The sequence below is a fragment of the Rhodococcus sp. NPDC077669 genome (assembly GCF_040686915.1).
In the GTDB taxonomy this organism is placed as follows: Bacteria; Actinomycetota; Actinomycetes; order Mycobacteriales; family Mycobacteriaceae; genus Rhodococcoides; species Rhodococcoides fascians.
Genome location: NZ_JBFBMD010000042.1, coordinates 1 through 20,046 on the forward strand (window position 1 = coordinate 1; position 20,046 = coordinate 20,046).

General features: G+C 65.2%; 19 protein-coding genes and 1 pseudogene. 13 read left to right on the forward strand and 7 right to left on the reverse strand.

Annotated features, from left to right (window positions below; all coding sequences use genetic code 11):
• Positions 1-174: 174 nt before the first annotated feature.
• Positions 175-1,887 carry a dihydroxy-acid dehydratase gene (gene ilvD / locus AB0P23_RS24665; RefSeq protein WP_027495252.1) on the reverse strand — a complete coding sequence of 571 codons (1,713 nt, stop codon included), beginning with the start codon at positions 1,885-1,887 and terminating at the stop codon, positions 175-177.
• A 220-nt stretch (positions 1,888-2,107) separates the two neighbouring features.
• Between ilvD and AB0P23_RS24670 the strand changes: the two genes are divergently transcribed.
• From AB0P23_RS24670 to AB0P23_RS24695, 6 genes are all read left to right on the forward strand, one after another.
• Positions 2,108-3,109 carry a nitroreductase family protein gene (locus tag AB0P23_RS24670; protein ID WP_045841630.1) on the forward strand — a complete coding sequence of 334 codons (1,002 nt, stop codon included), beginning with the start codon at positions 2,108-2,110 and terminating at the stop codon, positions 3,107-3,109.
• Positions 3,106-3,987, forward strand: coding sequence for a universal stress protein (locus tag AB0P23_RS24675; protein WP_032372534.1), 882 nt, complete (start codon positions 3,106-3,108; stop codon positions 3,985-3,987). The genes AB0P23_RS24670 and AB0P23_RS24675 overlap by 4 nt, the downstream gene beginning before the upstream one ends.
• Positions 3,984-4,451 (forward strand): pyridoxamine 5'-phosphate oxidase family protein, encoded by a 468-nt coding sequence (locus AB0P23_RS24680; RefSeq protein WP_032372533.1) that lies wholly within the window; start codon positions 3,984-3,986, stop codon positions 4,449-4,451. The genes AB0P23_RS24675 and AB0P23_RS24680 overlap by 4 nt, the downstream gene beginning before the upstream one ends.
• Positions 4,452-4,556: 105 nt before the next feature.
• Positions 4,557-4,829 (forward strand): hypothetical protein, encoded by a 273-nt coding sequence (locus AB0P23_RS24685; protein ID WP_139278565.1) that lies wholly within the window; start codon positions 4,557-4,559, stop codon positions 4,827-4,829.
• A gap of 83 nt (positions 4,830-4,912) precedes the next feature.
• Complete coding sequence (locus tag AB0P23_RS24690; protein WP_155288740.1) at positions 4,913-5,242, forward strand: hypothetical protein; 330 nt, start codon at positions 4,913-4,915, stop codon at positions 5,240-5,242.
• Positions 5,243-5,338: 96 nt separating this feature from the next.
• Entirely contained in the window at positions 5,339-6,217 is an 879-nt protein-coding gene (locus AB0P23_RS24695) for a universal stress protein (protein WP_032372530.1), read from the forward strand.
• A gap of 4 nt (positions 6,218-6,221) precedes the next feature.
• Here AB0P23_RS24695 and AB0P23_RS24700 read toward each other — a convergent pair whose 3' ends face one another.
• Together AB0P23_RS24700 and AB0P23_RS24705 are read right to left on the reverse strand one after the other, a co-directional pair.
• Positions 6,222-7,676 carry an MFS transporter gene (locus AB0P23_RS24700; RefSeq protein WP_155288741.1) on the reverse strand — a complete coding sequence of 485 codons (1,455 nt, stop codon included), beginning with the start codon at positions 7,674-7,676 and terminating at the stop codon, positions 6,222-6,224.
• On the reverse strand, positions 7,673-8,275 hold the full coding sequence (locus AB0P23_RS24705) for a hypothetical protein (RefSeq protein WP_032367160.1): 603 nt from the start codon (positions 8,273-8,275) through the stop codon (positions 7,673-7,675). The genes AB0P23_RS24700 and AB0P23_RS24705 overlap by 4 nt, the downstream gene beginning before the upstream one ends.
• Positions 8,276-8,379: 104 nt before the next feature.
• Here AB0P23_RS24705 and AB0P23_RS24710 point away from each other — a divergent pair, with 104 nt between their 5' ends.
• A complete protein-coding gene (locus tag AB0P23_RS24710; protein WP_032372813.1) occupies positions 8,380-9,429 on the forward strand; it encodes an ATP-dependent DNA ligase in 1,050 nt (349 codons plus the stop codon).
• 2 nt (positions 9,430-9,431) lie between these two features.
• A complete protein-coding gene (locus AB0P23_RS24715) occupies positions 9,432-10,517 on the forward strand; it encodes a DNA polymerase domain-containing protein (protein ID WP_032372529.1) in 1,086 nt (361 codons plus the stop codon).
• 91 nt (positions 10,518-10,608) lie between these two features.
• On the opposite strand, the gene nhaA is transcribed toward AB0P23_RS24715, so the two are convergent.
• On the reverse strand, positions 10,609-12,465 hold the full coding sequence (gene nhaA / locus AB0P23_RS24720) for a Na+/H+ antiporter NhaA (RefSeq protein ID WP_032372528.1): 1,857 nt from the start codon (positions 12,463-12,465) through the stop codon (positions 10,609-10,611).
• Positions 12,466-12,798: 333 nt separating this feature from the next.
• Here nhaA and AB0P23_RS24725 point away from each other — a divergent pair, with 333 nt between their 5' ends.
• The 4 genes and pseudogenes from AB0P23_RS24725 to AB0P23_RS24740 form a co-directional block, all read left to right on the forward strand.
• On the forward strand, positions 12,799-14,478 hold the full coding sequence (locus AB0P23_RS24725) for a transposase family protein (protein WP_363799709.1): 1,680 nt from the start codon (positions 12,799-12,801) through the stop codon (positions 14,476-14,478).
• 5 nt (positions 14,479-14,483) lie between these two features.
• On the forward strand, positions 14,484-15,422 hold the full coding sequence (locus AB0P23_RS24730; protein WP_363799710.1) for a TniB family NTP-binding protein: 939 nt from the start codon (positions 14,484-14,486) through the stop codon (positions 15,420-15,422).
• Entirely contained in the window at positions 15,419-16,651 is a 1,233-nt protein-coding gene (locus tag AB0P23_RS24735; RefSeq protein WP_363799711.1) for a TniQ family protein, read from the forward strand. Before AB0P23_RS24730 ends, AB0P23_RS24735 begins: the two co-directional genes overlap by 4 nt.
• A gap of 205 nt (positions 16,652-16,856) precedes the next feature.
• Positions 16,857-17,624 (forward strand): annotated as a pseudogene (locus tag AB0P23_RS24740) (integrase); the annotation flags it as partial.
• Positions 17,625-17,830: 206 nt separating this feature from the next.
• Here AB0P23_RS24740 and AB0P23_RS24745 read toward each other — a convergent pair.
• From AB0P23_RS24745 to AB0P23_RS24755, 3 genes are all read right to left on the reverse strand, one after another.
• Entirely contained in the window at positions 17,831-17,980 is a 150-nt protein-coding gene (locus tag AB0P23_RS24745) for a hypothetical protein (protein WP_155289453.1), read from the reverse strand.
• 55 nt (positions 17,981-18,035) lie between these two features.
• Positions 18,036-18,191, reverse strand: coding sequence for a hypothetical protein (locus tag AB0P23_RS24750; RefSeq protein ID WP_155288742.1), 156 nt, complete (start codon positions 18,189-18,191; stop codon positions 18,036-18,038).
• A gap of 338 nt (positions 18,192-18,529) precedes the next feature.
• Positions 18,530-18,988 carry a class I SAM-dependent methyltransferase gene (locus AB0P23_RS24755; protein WP_080733148.1) on the reverse strand — a complete coding sequence of 153 codons (459 nt, stop codon included), beginning with the start codon at positions 18,986-18,988 and terminating at the stop codon, positions 18,530-18,532.
• 414 nt (positions 18,989-19,402) lie between these two features.
• On the opposite strand from AB0P23_RS24755, the gene AB0P23_RS24760 reads away from it, so the two are divergent.
• Positions 19,403-20,046 (forward strand): MBL fold metallo-hydrolase (locus AB0P23_RS24760; protein ID WP_363799714.1); only part of this gene is annotated, 644 nt, incomplete at its 3' end.

Consider the following 20,046-nt stretch of genomic DNA (forward strand, 5'->3'; position numbering starts at 1 on the left):
CCTCGGTAAGTGAACTTCGTGCACGCATACAAAACTCCCCGGTAGTCGGAACTGAATTACTCAGTCCAACTTCCGGGGAGCTGTGCATTGCAGTCCAACTGACTGAAACCCACATTGATCCCAACCCGGGGGGGGGCTAGGGCCGGGGGCTAGGGCTAGGGCTAGGGCGGGTGGCTAGATCAGCACCGCACCGTTCGATGCCGAACCGACCAGCTTCGAGTATTTGGCCAGTACTCCGCGGGTGTAGCGCGGAGGAAGCGGTGCCCAACCCTCCTGGCGTGCTTGCATTTCGGCTGCGTCGACGAGAACGTCGAGGGTGCCCTTGCCGACGTCGAGTCGGATCTGGTCGCCGTCGCGGACGAAGGCGATGGGTCCGCCGTCGACTGCCTCGGGTGCCACGTGTCCGACGCAGAGGCCGGTGGTTCCGCCGGAGAATCGGCCGTCGGTGAGCAGCAGGACGTCCTTGCCCAGGCCCGCGCCCTTGATGGCTCCGGTGATCGCGAGCATTTCGCGCATTCCGGGTCCGCCCTTGGGTCCCTCGTACCGGATGACGACGACGTCGCCTGCCGCGATGGTGCCGTCTTCGAGAGCATCCATGGCCGCGCGTTCGCGCTCGAAAACTCGTGCGGTACCGACGAATACGTCGGAATCGAAACCGGCGGACTTGACGACGGCTCCGCCCGGGGCGAGTGATCCTTCGAGAATGGTGATGCCGCCGGTCGGGTGGATCGGCTTGTCCAGTGCGCGCAGCACTTTGCCGTCGGGGTCCGGGGGAGCGATGTGTGCGAGGTTCTCCGCCACGGTCTTTCCGGTGACGGTCATGCAGTCGCCGTGCATGAGGCCGGCGTCGAGCAGCGCCTTCATGACCACGGGGACACCGCCGATGGCGTCGACGTCGGTCATGACGTGCTTGCCGAAGGGCTTGACGTCGGCGAGGTGTGGAACCTTCGCTCCGACGCGGGTGAAGTCGGCGAGGGTCAGTTCGACCTGAGCTTCGTGCGCGATGGCCAGCAGGTGCAGCACGGCGTTGGTTGATCCGCCGAAAGCCATGACGACGGCGATCGCGTTCTCGAAGGCTTCCTTGGTGAGGATGTCGCTGGTGCGGATGCCGCGTCGCAGCAATTCGACGACGGCCTCGCCGCTGGCGTGTGCGAAGCCGTCCCGGCGACGGTCCGGTGCCGGCGGAGAAGCGCTGCCGGGCAACGACATTCCCATGGCCTCGGCGGCGCTGGCCATGGTGTTCGCGGTGTACATGCCGCCGCAGGCACCTTCGCCGGGGCAGATGGCGCGTTCGATGGTGTCGACGTCGGCGCGCGACATCAGTCCACGGGAGCAGGCACCGACGGCCTCGAAGGCGTCGATGATCGTCACCTGGTGCTCGCTGCCGTCGGACAGGGTGGCGAATCCGGGCAGCGTGGATCCGGCGTAGAGGAAGACGCTGGCGAGGTCGAGACGCGCGGCAGCCATCAACATTCCGGGCAGCGACTTGTCGCAGCCGGCGAGCAGCACGGAGCCGTCGAGACGTTCGGCGCTGATGACGGTTTCGACGCTGTCGGCGATGACCTCACGCGAGACCAACGAGAAGTGCATGCCCTCGTGGCCCATCGAGATGCCGTCGGACACCGAGATGGTGCCGAATTCCAACGGATACCCGCCGGCCGCGTGGACGCCCTTCTTGACTTCCTTCGCCAGTCGTTCGAGCGAGAGGTTGCAGGGAGTGATCTCGTTCCACGACGACGCGACGCCGATCTGGGACTTGACCCAGTCGTCGTCGCCCATCCCGACGGCGCGGAGCATGCCGCGGGCGGCAGTCTTCTCCAGCCCGTCGGTGACGTCCCGGCTACGTGGCTTGACGTCGACTTCGGGTGGATTGTGCGGGGTCGTCATGACACTCCTGAACGGTCGGCGATGGTGGCTCCTCGGTCGCGTCCTCAGGTTCCGCCCCGAGTCGCATTCACCGTCAACACTAAACCTGTGGCGCTGCGCTCTTTCGGCATGCACCGGAATGCCCTCCATCGAGTGACGAACGGCCCTGTCGAGCACCGCGACCTCGGGGCGACAGTGGGGGCGGATCCACCGCATCGCGGTGGGAGGTCGAGGAGAGACGATGAACGATCAGCCGGATACGGCCGTGGTGGAAATGCTGGTGGAGCTCGCGTGTCGCGCGCCGTCGGTGCACAACAGCCAGCCGTGGAGGTGGACCTACTCCGAACACGGACTCGATTTGTACACCGACACCTCCCGCGTGCTGGGGGTGATCGACCCGACCGAACGGCAGATGGTGATGAGCTGCGGGGCTGCGTTGGACCATCTCGAGAAGGCTGCCGCGGCGTTTAGGTGGAAGACCGAGATCGACCTGTTGCCCGCCCCGGGCACGCCGGATCATCTTGCGCGTATCCGCCTCGTGCACGACGCGCATCCTCGGTCGCGTGAGTTCGACATGTTGAGTGCGATCAATCGTCGGCACTCGGATCGGCGGGCGTTCGGACCGGTGCCGACCGACCGCGTTCTGACGCGATATCTCGGTCGGCAGCACTACGGCACCGAGATGACCGTCTTGTCGGCAGAGTCGAAACAGACGTTGGCGAGGGCCTCGACGCTGAGCGCGGGCATCCGGAAGTTCGACGCGACGTACCAGGCCGAGATCAGATGGTGGGCCGGGCACTCGTTCCGTTCCGGCGGAATTCCGCCCGAGGCGCTGACGAACCGCGCGGATGCGTCGAGGGTCCAGGTGGGACGAGCATTCCCCGAACCGCACCGCGTCGGCACGGTGGTTCCGCGCGAGCCGGTCGAAGACGAGTCCACGGTGGTGCTGCTCGGCACACCGTCGGACGAACGACTGGATTGGCTGAACTGTGGCCGTGCCATGTCGACGTTTCTGCTGGCAGCGACCGCGGACGGCTTGGCGACGTGCCCGCTGACTCACATGACGGAACAGGCCGGCAGCAGGCGACTCGTCCAGTCGTTGGCACCGCACATCGGCATGGCACAGGTGCTGATTCGAGTCGGTACACCGATGATCGGCGCCCCGGCGCCTCGAACGCCACGACATGCGGTGGCCTCGGTGCTGTCTGCTCCCGCACGCGCAACGAACAGGAGACGATCGTGATTCTCGCAGCACATCAGAAAATCGTGGTGGGGGTGGATGGTTCGGCCGGCAGTATCGGCGCTGCGCTCTGGGCGGCGACACTGGCAGAAAGGGTGGACTCTCCCCTGCTCATCGCCACTGCAGTACAGCAGCCTGTGATCTACATGGGCGAGCCCGCAGCGGTCGTGCCGAAGGAGGTGTGGGACGAGCAGCGCCGAGCTTCCGAACACATGGTGACCGACGTCGCTGCCGCAGTGCTGGCCCGTCATCCCGACCTTGCCGTCTCCACCTCGGTGGAGGAGGCGACGGCGTGCACGATGATGGCCGAACTCTCCTCCACCGCGCGGATGCTCGTCGTCGGCAATTCGGGTTCCGGGCCGATCGTGTCCGCATTGTTCGGCAGTACGGCGCAGGAGACCTCGAACGCGGCCCTGTGCCCGGTGATCGTGTGGCGGGAGGGCGACGCCGGCTTCGACGCGCCGGTCCTCGTCGGTATCGACGGCAGTGCAACGAGTGAGGCGGCCGTCGAGCAGGCCTTCGATCTGGCCTCGTTGTTCGGTGTATCGATGATCGCCGCGCTCGCCTGGAACTCGTGGTCCCACGGTGCGGCGCTCTCCCCGCCGGGGCCGCATGACAGCATCGAGATCGAGCGTGAGCAGCAGATGCTGCTCTCCGAATGTCTGGCCGGGTGGGCCGAGAAATATCCGGATGTCAGTGTCGAACATGTGGTGCGACAGGGTAACCCGGCGCATCTCCTTGTCGATCTGTCCAGGCGAGCCGGCCTCGTGGTGGTCGGCAGTCACGGGCGAGGAGTGGTTGCCCGAGCACTGTTCGGATCGACCAGTAGCAACCTCACCCGCCACGCCCACTGCCCGGTGATGATCTGCAGAGACCTATGACCAACCGCACCGTACCGAATCGTGTGCGCGGGAGTGAGGATCGACGACGAGTTCTGGACTCCAACAACGCTCATCGGCTTGCGCGACGGGCGACCGTCGCACGGCTGATCGGCCACGACCACTTCGGGCCCACCATCGACCCGGTCTCCATCGTGTGGAGCGGTAGTCGGGTGTATTTCTACGCCGAGGGGCGGTCGCGGTTGGGGTGGAGCGCGCTGGATTCCTCGGTCGTCCTGGAAGTGGACGCCGAGGACGACGCTCACCTGACCGTATCGACTGTCGTGATTCACGGAATCGCCCGTGCGGTTGTGGATGCTCGACTCGAAGTCCTCGAACAGCTACTGCCCCGGCCGCATTCGGACGGCCCGCCGATGCACCGACTCGTCGAAGTGACCCCGACGTCGGTGTCGGGGGTCGAGCTGATGCGTGGACCGACTGCGGGCGAGACGAATTCACGAGGGTGAAGGCCGGGCCTCATGGCGGCAGGATCGGGACTTTCGACCCTGCCGTCGGCATCGAGAATTCGGCAATGTCGGTTCTACCGATTCGTCGACTTCGAGGAGTTCGAGATGAAGCAGCAAGTACACGACGGACACGACGGGCAGGCCGTGTTGGCCGAGGCCGAAAATGTCCTCGCCGAAGTGCTACTGGTGTGTGCCGTCGCCGCGGTAGGTCTTTTCTTGACGTTGCTCGCGTCCGGTGTGACCGGCTGGGCTGCGGTCTGCGGAGGTGCGGCAGCAGCGATGTTCGTGATGGCCGCAGTGAGCCTTCGTGCAGGGCAGCACGCCGCGCAAAGGTCGCATGCGCCTTCGGGTTCCGATTCTGTGGCGGGGTCGATGTGACGCCGACTTCTGGCGGACGTGAGCCCGCCAGAGCAGGAACGACGAGTAGGACCGACAGTGAAAGGCCGCAGGTGACGGGCTCGATGCGGGTCGATTCCGACTCCGTAGTCGTCGAGATTCCGACGCAATCGGTACCGATGGTGTTTCCGGTGACCACTGCATCGATCGACGGTGTCGTCCATTCGGTGGTGATCGCCGAGTACGGGCCTCTCAGCGGGGTCTCGCCCGACGGACACATCCTCAGAACAGCCGTGCTCGAACGGTGGCCGGACGCTCGAGTGTTCGAGCGGCGCAGCACGGGTGAGCGCGGTGCGGACCCGCGTGGCTACGAGAGTTTCTACGTCGAATTGGAGCCGAGCGGTTGCCGAACCGACATCGATCTCGACGAGGTGTCCGCGCTCTTCGGACGCTGACCGGACGCGAACACGGACTGCCGATTCGACTGCACTGCAAATCATCACGTCATGGCGACTGTGCCGTGGCCGTCGATATCGAGACAGGAAGATCACATGAGTAATTCCACCGCCCGCACACTTCCCATCGTCGTGGGTATCGACGGATCGGCCGAGGCCGAGGCTACAGCCCGATGGGCCGGCACCTACGCGGACAAGGTCCACGCGACCGTACGTCTCGTTCATGCAGTCCCGGTAGGGGATTGGTACGGGTCGGCAGCATTCGTCGACGGTGGCGCGCTGGAGAGGGATCTTCGCGCCATGGGCCGCAAACACCTCGTCCGAGCAGAGGGCGAGGTACACGCCGCCGCACCCGGGGTATCCGTGGACACCGTCAGTGTGGACGGCACCATAGCGTCGTACGTGGCCGACGTGGGAGCAGACATGGTGGTGCTGGGATCCAGGAAGTCGAGCGCGATCCGCGACCTCACCCTCGGTAGCAACACGCTGCGCGTCATGACGCACGCGCAGTGTCCGGTGTTGTTGCTCCGCAACGAAAACGACAAGGCCGACGTGGGCCGCCCGATCGTGGTCGGGATCGACGGCAGCGAACAGTCCGATCGAGCGCTGGGTGCCGCGCTCGAGATGGCCGACAACCTGGGCGCACCCGTGATCGCAGTCAACTACTGGGGGTTCGCGGCTCAGGCCGGCATCGGGATGAGCGCCGGCTACATCGACTGGCAGGCGGTGCAGGAAGACGAGAAGCGTTGGCTGGAAACGCATGTGGAGAAGATGCACGAGAAGTATCCGGCTGTGCAGCTCACGACCGTCAGTGCCCAATCGAGCCCGACGCGAGGCTTGCGAGCGCTGTCTGCGTCTGCATCGATGCTCGTGGTCGGGTGCCGAGGTAGAGGTGCCCTCCGCGGTGCGATCCTGGGGTCGGTCAGTCAGAACCTCGTGCACCATGCCGAATGCTCGGTGTTGATCGTGCGGTGAGCAGTCAGTCGACGCTGCGTCTGTCGACCAGGGGTGCGCCCAGATCGCAGTGCGGTGGGCAGTCGGAGGTGTCGCCAGTGCTCTTGATCAGCGCCGCCGCGATGACGGCACCGAGTACCAAGAGCCCGGCGCACATCAGCATCGCCGAGTGGAATCCGGCCGAGAACACCTGCGGCGCAGAGTAATCGGACCCGGCAATGCCTGCCAATGCGGGGAGCGCAGCAACGGCGAGCAGTTGACTGGTTCTGGCGACAGCATTGTTGACGCCCGATGCGATTCCGGCGCGGTCGTCCGGTGCCGCGCTCAGGACGGCTCCGGTCAACGGGGCCACCAGAGCGGACAGGCCGAGGCCGAACACGACGACGGCGGGGAGAACATCGGCGACATAGGTGGATCCGGGCCCGATGCGCAGCATCAGCAGCAGCCCCGCCGCCGACAGCAGCGGCCCGACCGTCATCGGAATGCGCGGGCCGATGCGCCCCGCGAGCCGGCCCGCGCGGGCCGACAGTACGAGCATCAGCACGGTGATCGGGATGGTGGCCAATCCGGCTGCGACAGGGGAGAACCCGACCGCGAACTGCAGCTGTAACACCAGGAGGAAGAACACCCCGCCGAGCGCGGCGTACACGGCGAAGGTCACGAGATTGGCTGCCAGGAACACGCGCGAGGCGAACAGTGACGGCGGTACCAGCGGATCGTGGGTGCGGCGCTCGATCACCACGAACATTCCGACCGCGACGATCCCCAACGCGAGCGCAAGAACGTGGGACTCGATCAGACCGTACGTCAGCAGCCCGAGGGCAGCGGCGACCGTCACCGCGCCGGGGACGTCGAGGCGACCGGCAGCGTGCGGATCACGGCTCTCCGGAACATGTTTCATCGCCACCCACACGACCACCACGGCCAGTGGAACATTGATCAGGAACACCGCGCGCCAGCCGACGGCGTCGACGAGCCAGCCGCCGAGCAGTGGACCGATCGCCGATGCCACTCCGCCCAACCCCGACCACAGCCCGATTGCGGCTCCGCGATCGTCGGATCTGATGGACGCCGAGATCAGCGCGAGCGAACCCGGGGTCAGCAATGCCGCGCCGATGCCTTGGAGCAGCCGGGCGGCGATCAACACCTCGATGCTGGGGGCAAGACCGCACAGGACCGAGGCCGCCGTGAACCAGACGGTGCCCCAGACGAACACCCGCCTGCGTCCGAGCCGGTCACCGAGCGAGCCGCCGAGCAGGATCAGCGACGCCAGCGCCAACGTGTAACCGCTGAGCGTCCACTGCAGCCCGGTGACACCCGATCCCAGATCCCGACCGATCGCCGGCAGCGCGATGTTGACCACGGTGGCGTCGAGCATCGCCAGAGACGACCCGAGCACGGTGGCCGCGACGATCCATCGGCCCCGCGCACTGGACAGGGAAATGGTTACATCGTGCCGCTCTGCAGGCTGCTCGGTCACAACTTCTCGACGCAGACGACGAAGTTGCGGGAGTCCTTCTCGAATCCGTACAACGCGGGGTCGGGGCAGTCGTCGACCGACGTGGTGCCCTGCAGGATGGTCACCACCCGGCGGGTGTCGGCACCCGGGGTGGCGCAGTCGACGCGTTGCGCGAACTCGCCCACCAGGTCCATGCAGCCACCGACGATCCAGTCGATGTCGAGGCACAGGGCCCCTTGCTCGATGTCGAAGTACGTCTCGTAGTAGTACTGGTCGGCGTCGGGCGGGCATTCGGCCGAGGTCGGAGTCTTGGCGAACACGACGTAGTTGGACTGTGGGGATCCGCAGGTCGCATTGGCGACGGTGGCGTTCTCGACCGTCCCACCGAGTTCGACGCATTGGCCGATCTCGACGTCGATGTCGACGCTGCCGCCCTCGTCGATGTCGGGGGTCGGGGAACCGGTGGTGGTGCGTGGCGGCGTCGTGGTGGTGGGAATGCTGGCACCGGAGATGGCGACGGCGGTCCCGGATACCTCCGAGGCGCATCCGCTCAGTAGCACCGCCGCGCAGGCGGACAGAGCGACGACGAAAGCGCGGACCGAACGAGTGGGTGACGCCATGGTGAGTCCTGCTCTCGACGAAAGAAGCGTGCTGGGTGCATCGACCGTATGTGTGTAGAAAATATCGGACTCGGTTGTCGGCCGCATGAGGCAGGATGAAGTGCGTGGATCTTCCTCTCGCCGTTCCGGTTGCGCCGATGCTCGCCAAAGCCGCGAAAGTGGTGCCTCCTCAGCCCGAGAACGGGCCGCCGGTGTGGTCGTACGAGCCCAAATGGGACGGTTTTCGCGCCATCGTGTTCCGCGACGGCGACGAGGTGGTGCTGGGATCGCGCGGCGGCAAGGACCTGGCTCGGTACTTTCCCGAGCTCGTCGAGGCCGTCAAGGCCGAACTACCCGAGAAGATCGTGATCGACGGAGAGATCGTGGTGCCGCGCGAGAAGAACGGTTCCACGCGCCTGGACTGGGAGTCGTTGTCCGAGCGCATCCATCCCGCGGCGAGCCGAGTGACGATGCTGGCGGAGAAGACACCGGCGCAGTTCATCGGCTTCGATCTGTTGGCCGTCGGCGACGAGGATCTGACGGGTGAGCCGTTCTCGACGCGGCGGGCGCGATTGCTCGACGCGGTGGGCACGGGCGGGCCGAGTTGCTTCGTCACCTCGGCCACCGACGATGCGGCCGTGGCCGAGGACTGGTTCGAGCGGTTCGAGGGAGCAGGCCTCGACGGCGTCGTAGCGAAGAAGCTCGACGGGCCGTACCTGCCCAACAAGCGCGAGATGATCAAGATCAAGCATGCCCGTACCGCCGACTGCGTGTTGATCGGCTATCGAATTCACAAGTCCGGCAACGGCATAGGATCACTGCTGCTCGGCCTGTACGACGGCGAGGATCTGCGCATGATCGGCGGAGCGTCGGCGTTCACCGACAAGCGGCGGCTGGACTTGCTCGAAGAACTCGAACCGCTCCGGCTCGGTGACGACGTCACCTACGACGGCGAGGCGACCCGTTGGAATTCGTCCAACGATCGCAATTGGATTCCGGTGCGCATCGAGCGAGTCATCGAAGTCGCCTACGACCAGATGGAAGGCGCGCGGCTGCGGCACGTGGCCAGGTTCCTGCGCTGGCGACCGGATCGCGATCCGCGCTCGTGCGCCTACGACCAGCTCGAAGTGCCGGTGCGCTACGACGTCGCCGATGTGATTGCTGGAGGGCGATAGACATGGCCGCGAAAACACCACCGGCGTTCGTGCAGGCGGGCGAGCGCGAAGTGCGAGTGTCGAGTCCCGACCGAGTGATCTACGAAGCGACCGAACGCACCCCGGAGATCACCAAACTCCAGGTGTGCGAATACTTCGCCGCGGTGGGCGAACCGCTGATGCGGGCGATCGGCGACCGCCCGACCGCGATGGAGCGGTGGCCCGACGGCTACCGCGAGGGAATGCGATTGGCGCTCGGCCCGCAGGACAAGGAGGGCGACGGTTTCTATCAGAAGCGGCTGCCCAAGGGTGCGCCCGAGTGGATCGAGACCGTGAAGATCGCGTTCCCGAGCAAGCGCACTGCCGAAGAACTGTGTCCCTCCGAAACTGCGTCTCTGGTGTGGGCAGCCCAGATGGGCACGCTGACATTCCATCCGTGGCCGGTACGACGACCGGACGTCGACCATCCCGACGAGCTGCGTCTCGATCTCGATCCGCAGCCCGGGACGACATTCGCCGACGCGCTTCGCGTCGCCGACGTGACACGAGAGTTGTTGGAGGAGTTGGGCTTACGCGGCTACCCCAAGACCAGCGGCAATCGCGGCATTCACATCTACGTGCGCATCGAGCCCGAGTACACGTTCGAGCAGGTGCGGCATGCGGCCATCGGCCTGGGCCGAGAACTCGAACGTCGCGACGACGGGGTGACCACCAACTGGTGGAAAGAAGAACGCGGAGAACGCATCTTCATCGATTACAACCAGAACAATCGTGACCGCACCATAGCCAGCGCGTGGAGTCTGCGAGCCCGGCCCGGAGCGACGGTGAGTACACCGATGACGTGGTCGCAGTTGGCGGACGTCACCGATCCGCGTGACTTCAACCTCGTCACCGTGCCGGACCTGGTCCAGGACGGCGACCCGTGGGCCGACATGGACACGAAGGCCTATTCACTGGAACCGCTTCTGCACCTGTGGGAAACACTGCCGGGTGGTGAGCTGAATTTCCCGCCCGACTACCCCAAGATGCCGGGCGAACCGCCCCGAGTGCAGCCGTCGAAGAAAGTCGCCGAGCACTGGGATGCGGAAGGAAATCGCACCGACAGCTAGTTCCGCTCGGCCTGGGCAGGGTTGCACACTACGTAGCGTTGTCGACGGGATCCGGTCGATCGAGCCGTGTTCCGTGCAACCCGGCCCACCCTCACATGGATTCGAGTTCCCGGATCAGCGTCGCCGCGTCGTACGGCCCCACGTGGCGGGTGAGGTTCTTGTCACCGCGACCCAGGTAGAACGTCGGAGTGCCGCCCACATCGGAGGACGTGGCGTCGAGTTCGTCGTCCTCGACGCGCACCACGTAGTCGCCGGTGCGGATGTCGTCCTCGAATCTGTCCATGTCGAGGCCGAGTTCGCGTGCGTACCCGTCGATGTCGTCGGGTTCGAGGGCGTCGCTGTTGCGGAACAACACGTCGGCCATCTCCCAGAACTTGCCTTGCGCCGCGGCGGCTTCGCTGGCGTATGCCGCGTAGCGGGCATGGGGGTGGTAGTCGTCCAGCGGCAGGTGTCGGTAGACGTACCGGAGGTCGTCACCGAAGTGCTTGCGTACCTCGGCGACGCTGCCGGTTGCCTTGCTGCAGAACGGGCATTCGAAATCGGCGTATTCGACGATCGTCAGCGGAGCGTCGACGGGCCCGCGGATGTGATCGCGCTTGGGGCTGACCGGACGCAGAATACGCAGCGACGCTTCGGCTTTCGGCGGGTGGATCTTCGCGTCGATGCGGAAGAGGATCCAGCCGAGCAGGGCAGCGATGACCGAGGCTGCCAGCACACCGACGCGGGCCTCGTCGGCCAGCAGCGGATCGTCGAGCGCGAGGTCGATGATGAACAGCGAGATCGTGAACCCGATTCCGGACATCGCCGCACCACCCGCGATGTGCGACATGGTCAGTCCGGGAGCCAGAGCCGAGGGTCGCAACTTCGCGAAAATGGCCGAGGCCCCGGTGATTCCGACGAGCTTGCCGAGCACCAGGCCGGCGATGATGCCCCAGGTGAGCGTCGACGTGGAGGCAGCCTTCAGGGTGTCCGAGCTGAGCACCACTCCCGCATTGGCGAGCGCGAAGATCGGCACGATGATGAACGCGGTGTACGGCTGATACAGGCGCATCAGTCTCTCGTTGACCGAGACGGCTTGATCCAGGCCGAGTCTCGCGGCGCGGGCGTATTCGGGATTCGGCGATTGGCGGAAGGCGCGGGTGAGGTCCGATGCTCGTTCCACCTCGGAGCGACGCGGCGGGTACACCGGAAGAATCAGCGCGATCATCACGCCGGCCAGCGTGGGGTGAACGCCCGACTCGTACATCGCGACCCACGTGAACAGTGCGACGACGAAGTACCCGACACCGCGCCACACTTCGAGCCGACGCAACAGGAAGATCAGTCCGAGACCGATGAACGCCAACACCAACGGAACCACGTCGAGATCATCGGTGTAGAAGAACGCGATGATTGCCAGCGCGCCCACGTCGTCGGCCACGGCCAGCGTCAACAAGAAGATCCGCAGCCGCGCGGCCTTCTTCGGGCCGAGTACCGCCAGGGCACCGAGCAGGAACGCGGTATCGGTGGAGATGACCACGCCCCAGGCCTGGGCGGCCGGGCCGGAGGGGTTGAAGGCGAGGAACAGCAGCGCGGGTGCGGCCAGACCGGCGAGTGCAGCCACGATGGGAATCGCTGCGCGCGATCTGTCGGTGAGCTCACCCATCGCGAACTCGCGTTTGACCTCGAGACCGACGACGAAGAAGAACAGCGCCATCAGCCCGTCGTTGACCCAGTGGGCGAGGTCGAGGGAGATGCCGTGTTCACCCACGGTGATGGACAGCTCGGTGTGCCAGAACGACTGATAGGTGTCACCGAGTGGGGAGTTCGCCCAGATCAGGGCGATCAACGTGGCCGCCAGCAGGAAGCCCGCGGCCAAGGTTTCACTGTTCTTCTCGCCGCGAGCCCGCGAGATCCGTTCGACGAATCGTGCCATCGGCCGGTCCGTCGGCGTGATCTGATCTGCCATCTGCAGCCCGGGTCCTTCCTCGGAGGTGTTGTGAAGCAGTCTGTACCAACACGGCGGTGGACGCTTTACTTCCACGCAGGTCAGTAGCCTGGATGGTTCTCTTGCCGGGAAGCGTTGTCGAAGAGATGTGCACGACATATTCGGCGAACGGCATTAGTCCGCCGAGAATCGGGAATACGAGCCCGACTCACCCCTGCCACTATGTCAGTTTCAAAAGACGGCTGCACTCTTTGCAGGCGTTTTGAGGATGAGTGCACGTGTCTTCTGACATTCTGATGTCGGAAGTGCGGTGCACGGTCGCGCGTTCAGCTCTCGGTGACAGGGAGGCTTGTGATGGACCCCGACAAGCTCGACGTCGTGGAGACCGGTGTGCTGACGGCGTCGGGGGAGCGGTGGGCGCAGGCAGAGACCCGATTCGCTGTCTTGGCTCCCTTGCTGGAGATGCATCCGGTGCGTTTGGCAGCGGTCGATGATGCGGCCGAACGACTGGGGTTGTCGCGCCGTCGGGTCTATGCGTTGCTTGGCAAACTCAGGGACGGGACAGGTACGGTCACCGATCTTCTGACGAAGGTCTCGCCGGGTGGGCGTGGCCGCAGCCGAGTAGCGGCTGAGGTCGAAGAGGTGATCGGCGATCATCTCACCCGATATTTTCTTCACCGCCAGAAGCTGAGTGTCGCTGCGCTGCATCGACGTATCGCGTTGGCGTGTCACCGCGCGGGTCTGCCAGTGCCGGCCAGAAACACCGTCACCGCACGAATCGCCGCGCTCCATCCGGCATCGGTGGCCAGGTCACGCGGAGGACCCGATGCCGCCCGCCCACGTCAGTCCGCCGGCGACGATCCACCGACAGTTGCGGGGATTCTCGATCAGGTCCAGATCGACCACACCGTCGTCGATCTGATGGTCGTCGACGAGTACGAGCGTCAACCGATCGGTCGCCCCTACCTGACGATCGCCATCGATGTCCTCAGCCGTTCCGTACTCGGGTTCGTCGTCACTTTGGAGCCGCCGTCGTCGATATCGGTCGGGTTGTGCCTGGGCCGCGTGTGCTGCGAGAAGCAGACATGGCTGGAGGCATGCGAGCTCGCGGAACAGGTGCAGTGGCCGATGGCAGGGAAACCGAAACAGTTGTATCTCGACAACGCCTCCGAGTTCAAAAGCGAAGCGCTGCGCCGCGGATGCGCCCAGCACGCCATCACACTCGAATACCGTCCTCCGGGCCGACCGCACTACGGCGGGATCGTCGAACGCATCATCGGAACGGCGATGACGGCGGTGCACGAGCTGCCTGGGACCACCTTCTCGAACCCAGCGGACCGAGGAAGTTACGACTCGGACAAGCATGCGGCGTTGACATTGCGTGAGTTGGAGCGCTGGCTGGTCCTGGCCATAGCCTCATATCACGCGAGTGTTCACAAAGGGATCGGGAACACTCCGGCCGCCGTGTGGGCCGGCGGGGTCGCCGCAGTTGGTCATGCCCCTCGTGTGGTACTTGGCGAAACCGCGTTCCTGGTGGACTTTCTTCCCGTCATCCGGCGACGTCTGACGCGTACGGGCTTCGTTCTCGATCACGTGCACTACTTCTCGAACGCGCTCAAACCGTGGGTTGCGCGGCGAGAGGATTTGGGGCGGTTCCTGATACGACGTGACCCACGAGATTTGAGCAGAATCTGGGTCCTCGAACCAGACGGTGCCGGCTATGTCGAGGTGCCGTACCGGACGATGTCACATCCCGCGGTGACATTGTGGGAGCACAGAGCTGCTATCACTCGTCTCCGCGAACAAGGTCGGTCGAACGTCGATGAGAGCGCACTGTTTTCGATGATCGAGCAGATGCGCGAGGTCACCGACCGCTCGCAGAAAGCCACCCGCAAAGCCCGGCGCAACCGTGCCCGCCGCACGCATCTCACCGGCGCCGCGTCTGCACCGATCCCGGCGATCCACCCGCCGGTGGAGCCTCGAGCGGACGGCGGCACCGCAACGCCGGTCTTCAGCGACATCGAGGAATGGTGAGCCGGATGACCCCATCGACAGGACGCAGCGACGAAGCCACCGAGTCGTCCGGTGAGGATTTGGGGCACCTGCGGGAGTCGGTTCGTCCGCTCGCCGCACTCGACGACGCGGACAAGATCCGGTTGATCCGGTCGGAGAGGTGGATCGGGTATCCGCAGGCCCGTATGGTCATCGACCATCTGGAGACGTTGTTGTCGTGGCCTGACCGACAGCGTATGCCGAACCTACTGTTGCTCGGTCCGACGAACAACGGCAAGTCGATGAACATCGTAAAGTTCCGGCGTACTCATCCGCCGATCAGCTTGTCCGACCGCGAGCAGCTACCGGTGTTGTGCGTGCAGATGCCCCCGGACCCGTCACCCGGCCGGTTCTACCTCGCACTGCTCACAGCGTTGGGAACACCAACCCGACCACGCAATCGGGTCCACGAACTCGAACAGCAAGCATTGATGCTGCTCCGCGCCACCGGCGTACGGATGTTGATCATCGACGAGCTCCACAATGTTCTCGCTGGCCGCGACAACGTCCGCCGCGAATTCTTGAACGTGCTGCGGTTCCTGGGCAACGAACTACGCATTCCTCTTGTCGCTGTCGGAACCCGCGACGCCTACCTCGCCATCCGGACCGATCCCCAGTTGGAGAACCGATTCCATCCCATGACTTTGCCGGTCTGGACCAACACTGCCGACACCAGATCACTGCTGGCCAGCTTCAGCACGAGCTTCCCCCTCCGCAAACCCTCGCACCTGACATCACCGGAGATGACCGACTACCTCCTTACTCGCTCCGAGGGCACCATCGGTGAACTGACAACGCTGCTCACTGCCGCAGCAGTGACCGCCGTCGACAGCGGAGAGGAAGCGATGACCTCATCGGTGCTCACGCGCACTCCGTACCTCGGCCCCACGGAGCGACGCCGCCAGTTCGAACGCCACCTCGCATGAACGCGCGGCTCGCACCGATGCCCGGTGATGCGTACGTTCGCCCGTGGCCGCTGCACCCGCAGCCACTGCCAGGTGAGGTCCTCTCGTCATGGTTGGCCCGGATATGCGAGCTGTATCCGCACATCAGGCCCTCTGACCTTCTTGCAGAACTCGAAATCGATTGTTCTGTCGAAGATCTCGACCGCTACACACCGGAGCCGATACTTGCCGAGCTGGCCGGTCGCGGCGCAGTCCCGGTAGAGAGGGTGCGGATGATGACGTTGGCGGGGTGGACACCGTGGCTGCTCGACAGCACCGACCCCGCCGACTGCGACTTCGACACCTACGTCCACCAATTCTCGATCCTGCTACCGGCCGACCTCGCGAGGGAGGATCGACGACGCCGCACACCCACGAGCGAAGCATGGTTGCCGTGGGCGAGCACTCCGCGCAGTCGGGCATGCCCGGCATGTATCGACAGCCTCGAATCCACTGCTGATATCAACATGACTCTGCTGCACCAATATCCGGTGCTGAGCAGCTGCCTCGACCACCGTTGTCGACTCGAACCCTGCTCTGTTTTCCCTGGTCATGCAATCTTCTGGGATCAGGTCCGGTTCGGTTCGGACGAACGGGTCTCGCCCGTTCCGGTTCCCTCGGCGGTCACGGACCTCGATCGGCGCAGCACCGAGGCTCTGACGACGGGATGGGTGGAACTCGGCCCAGGCCGGGTACATGCCGCAGTGTGGTTCCGGCTTCTGCGCACCGTCGTCGACGAAGTGTCCACGCCACTGGTTCGCACCGGACGGTGGGCGACGAGGCTCGTTGCGATCTGGAAGGCCGCCGGTCGTTCTCGCCCGTTGCGGACCGCGTGGGTTCCGTTCGAGGACCTGCACTGGGACGAGCAGGCGACAGTCCTCGAGGCCGCAGCGATCGGCATTGCGATGGTCGAGAGCGGTGAGATCGATGCCGGCGGTGCGCACGCATCTCTGCTGCGCCCACGACCGTATGAGCCGGTCGATCCTGGGACCGCTCCGACGCGCTCGTCTTATCCCGCACCTGAGCGCGATTTATGGGCTGACGCGCACGCTGCGGCCGAGGCCGCCATCGCGGCAGCGCGCGTCGATCCCGCATCCGCCAGTTCGTTGTACAACTTCCTGCTCCGGGGGTGCCGCACCGCAGCGGAGCTGGATGAGACGGTGCAACTGTTCCTCGACCACGGGATCCCGCTGCACCATCCGCCGACATAGCTCTCGCCCGATGGAGCGGGGTCGTCCGCGATGCACGCGCGGCGATAGCCGAAGAGCCCTTTTTCGCGCCGGGGTCATAGTCACCAACGTTATTTGTGCGGTGACCGACGAGAATTTTCCTTCCCGCACCGTCCTTGAGGAAACGCCAGGTGAGCGTAGTTTCTGTTCGATAAATGTGTAGGAGGTGCCCGCTACAGTCCTGCCCATGACCGAACGCCAGCTCGCAGACGACTCGAACATTGTTCCGGCTGTCTTGCCGGGCGGTACCGCAGCGGTGTTTCCGGATCTCCCACCCGACGTCGCCGCTCGGATCGAGCAGTCGATGGCGTCATCGCGCTCGACCGGCACCCGCCGCGCCTACGCCTCGGCGTGGAGACGCTTCGAAACCTGGTGCGCCGCCACCGGGTATATCTCGTTACCGGCGCATCCCGCGACGGTGGCCGCCTATCTCGTGGCCGCGGCGGACACACTCACCGTCGACGGGACTCGGGCGTACGCGGCCGCGACGTTCGGCAAATGGGTCGCGGCGATCGCCGACCGCCACCGCGCTACCGGACACGACAACCCGTGCGGGCACGAGATGGTGCGCGCCACCCTCGCCAGTATTCGGCGGGATTACGCGTCGGCGGGGGAGCGGCCCCGCAATCCACGCGCACCGCTGCTGACCTCCGACATCACCACGATCGTCGACCACGCCCGACGCACTACAGCGGGGTGGGCGTCGGAGGTGCTCGAACGCCGCGACACCGCGCTGCTGCTGATGGGCTATACCGGCGCATTTCGTCGTAGCGAACTCGTGGCGCTCGAATGCGGCGGTGTCCGCCGCGACCGCCTCGACGGTGCGCACGTACGGATTCGGGCGTCGAAGACCGATCAGGACGGCGTCGGGGCCTTCAAAGCCCTACCGTTCACCGGCCGTCACGAATCCTGCCCGGTCTGCGCGTGGGTACGTTGGCTGCAGGTCGTCGCGGCGTCCTCCACGTGCACCTCGCTACGTCGACGACCCAACGCCGCCGGATCGCGGTGATCGACGGCACCCATTCCCGGCAGCTGTTACCCCCTCCGGGGCGCGCGGAGATCGTTCGGGCTGCGCTGGACGTGGCGCGTACGGCGCGCCTGCACGAGCTGGCAGCCGTGATCGGCGGCATCATCGCCCGCCTCCCCGAATCCGGTTGGCCGTCAGAACTGTTCGCGCGGCGAGACGCCCGCGTCCTGATCTTCGCCTCGACCGGTCTGCCGTACACCCAGATCGCGGCCCTGCGGCACTGCAATGTCACCGCCGATCCAAGGATCGACGCCCTTCGTATCGACACAGGCCGCGGCGTCCACACTGTCACTTCCCCCGGCACTGACGGGGGCGGGGTATCTCGCCGCGGATGGTGTATCAGCGCTTGTTGGAGGTGCTGGGCCATCGCACGCGGTATCCGAGTACCCGAATGCTCTCGATGCCGTGGGCGGTACCGGACTCGGCGGATTCGACCGGTACGTCGATCCGGCCGATCGGCAGCCGCTGTCGACTGCGATCGACCGGTTGGGCCACACCCCGTTGATTGCGACCCCACTCACGTCCCGTGCGGTCGCCGACATCGTTCGAGCCCACCTGGACGGGCGAGTACCTGTGCACCGACTCCACTCGGTGCAGGCACGGCAACCGAGCGCACAGCTCGTCCCGTAGCCCGCCTCGGCTTCGGTACTCGACCCCGGATACTACGAATACGGGACCCAGGCACGCCGGGACGCGCACGAGCTACTCGGTGGCGTCGATTCAACGCTCGACGACCGTGCGGATGCACTGCTGAAGCGGCTTCTCGCGTTCGTCGAGGCAGAAGTACCGGAATATGGTCGGCCGCGCGTGCCGCGCCCATCGTACCTGCCCGTTCAGGACACCTTTCGGGCGTGAAGACGCTCGACGAGACCGAGAGTGAACCGGTCGATGTCCTCGATGGAGAAGCTCTCGTCACCGGTGATCGCGAGCGAGGACCGTCGCAGAAAGTGCACGCCACCGATCGGGATGCTCACCAGTTTCAGGGCGCGTTGGATCCATCGAACCGGCCGGATCGACGAGGCGACGTGATCGGCGGGGAGCATTGTTCCACCTGGACGCAGCACTCGCGACATTTCCGAGAGCGCGATGTCCGGGGCTGGGATGGCGCAGAGCGAGAACGTGCACACCATGGTGTCGAAGGATGTATCGGGGAAGTCCAGAGCGTGAGCGTCCCCGAGCGGCGGGTGCGCATCCGGTCTGACGTCGGTGTGGGCGCGAGCCGTGTGGTCACGACATTGGTGGTCATTGAGGCCAGGTGCACTGCATCGACAGCAGTCGTGTTGGAAGGTCATTCCGGCGTTCGAGCAGGTGGTGCAAGGACACGTGCCGAGGTATACGCCACCCTCTCCTTGATTGATCGTACGGATGTACGTACATTATGGATGAGGCTAGTCGCCAATTCTGACAAACGTCACACTCGGGAGGAATGAAATTCCCTCGTCCGCCCCGAGTCGGCGAGTGCCGGACGGCTGAGGAGGACGTGATGGTCGGCAACCGCTGCGGTGGCGCTGTGAGTCGTTGCGCCTCGCTGGATCAGTCGGTTGCGATGCCCCTGGTCGCCCAGTGGAATGCCGCCCACTTCACCTCCACCCCGCAGGAATCGGAACCGTGCGCCTCGACGCACAGAACCTGCAAAAATACCCCACGGGGTACCGTGGATTCTTGACACCCATACGAACGCCGCCACGATCGACAAGGAGATTTCGATGCTTCTCGAACGCATCTACGACGAAGACCTCGCCCAAGCCGGATACTTCATCGGCTGCCAGGCCAAAGGAGAGGCAGTGGTGGTCGACGCCCGCCGCGACATCGGTGTGTATCTGGATCTGGCCGATCGGCATGGCATGACCATCACCGCCGTGACCGAGACCCATATCCATGCCGACTACCTGTCCGGCACTCGCGAGCTGGCCAAGGCCACCGGGGCGGTCACCTACGTCTCAGGAGAGGGCGGCGACGATTGGCAGTACGGCTTCGAGGCCGAACGCCTCCACGATGGCGACACGCTGGCTCTGGGCAACATCACCGTGCAAGCCGTTCACACGCCCGGTCATACCCCGGAGCACCTCTCGTTCCTGGTGACCGACGGTGCCTTCGCCGATGCTCCGGGATACATGTTGACGGGCGACTTCGTCTTTGCCGGTGATCTCGGCCGCCCGGACCTACTCGACGAAGCTGCCGACGGTGTCGACACCCGTTTCGAGGGTGCCAAACAGATCTTCCGCAGTCTGAAGCGGTCGTTCGTCACGCAGCCGGATCATATCCAGGTCTTTCCGGGTCACGGTTCGGGCAGTGCCTGCGGAAAAGCTCTCGGCGCGTTGCCGTCGACCAGCGTCGGCTACGAACGTCG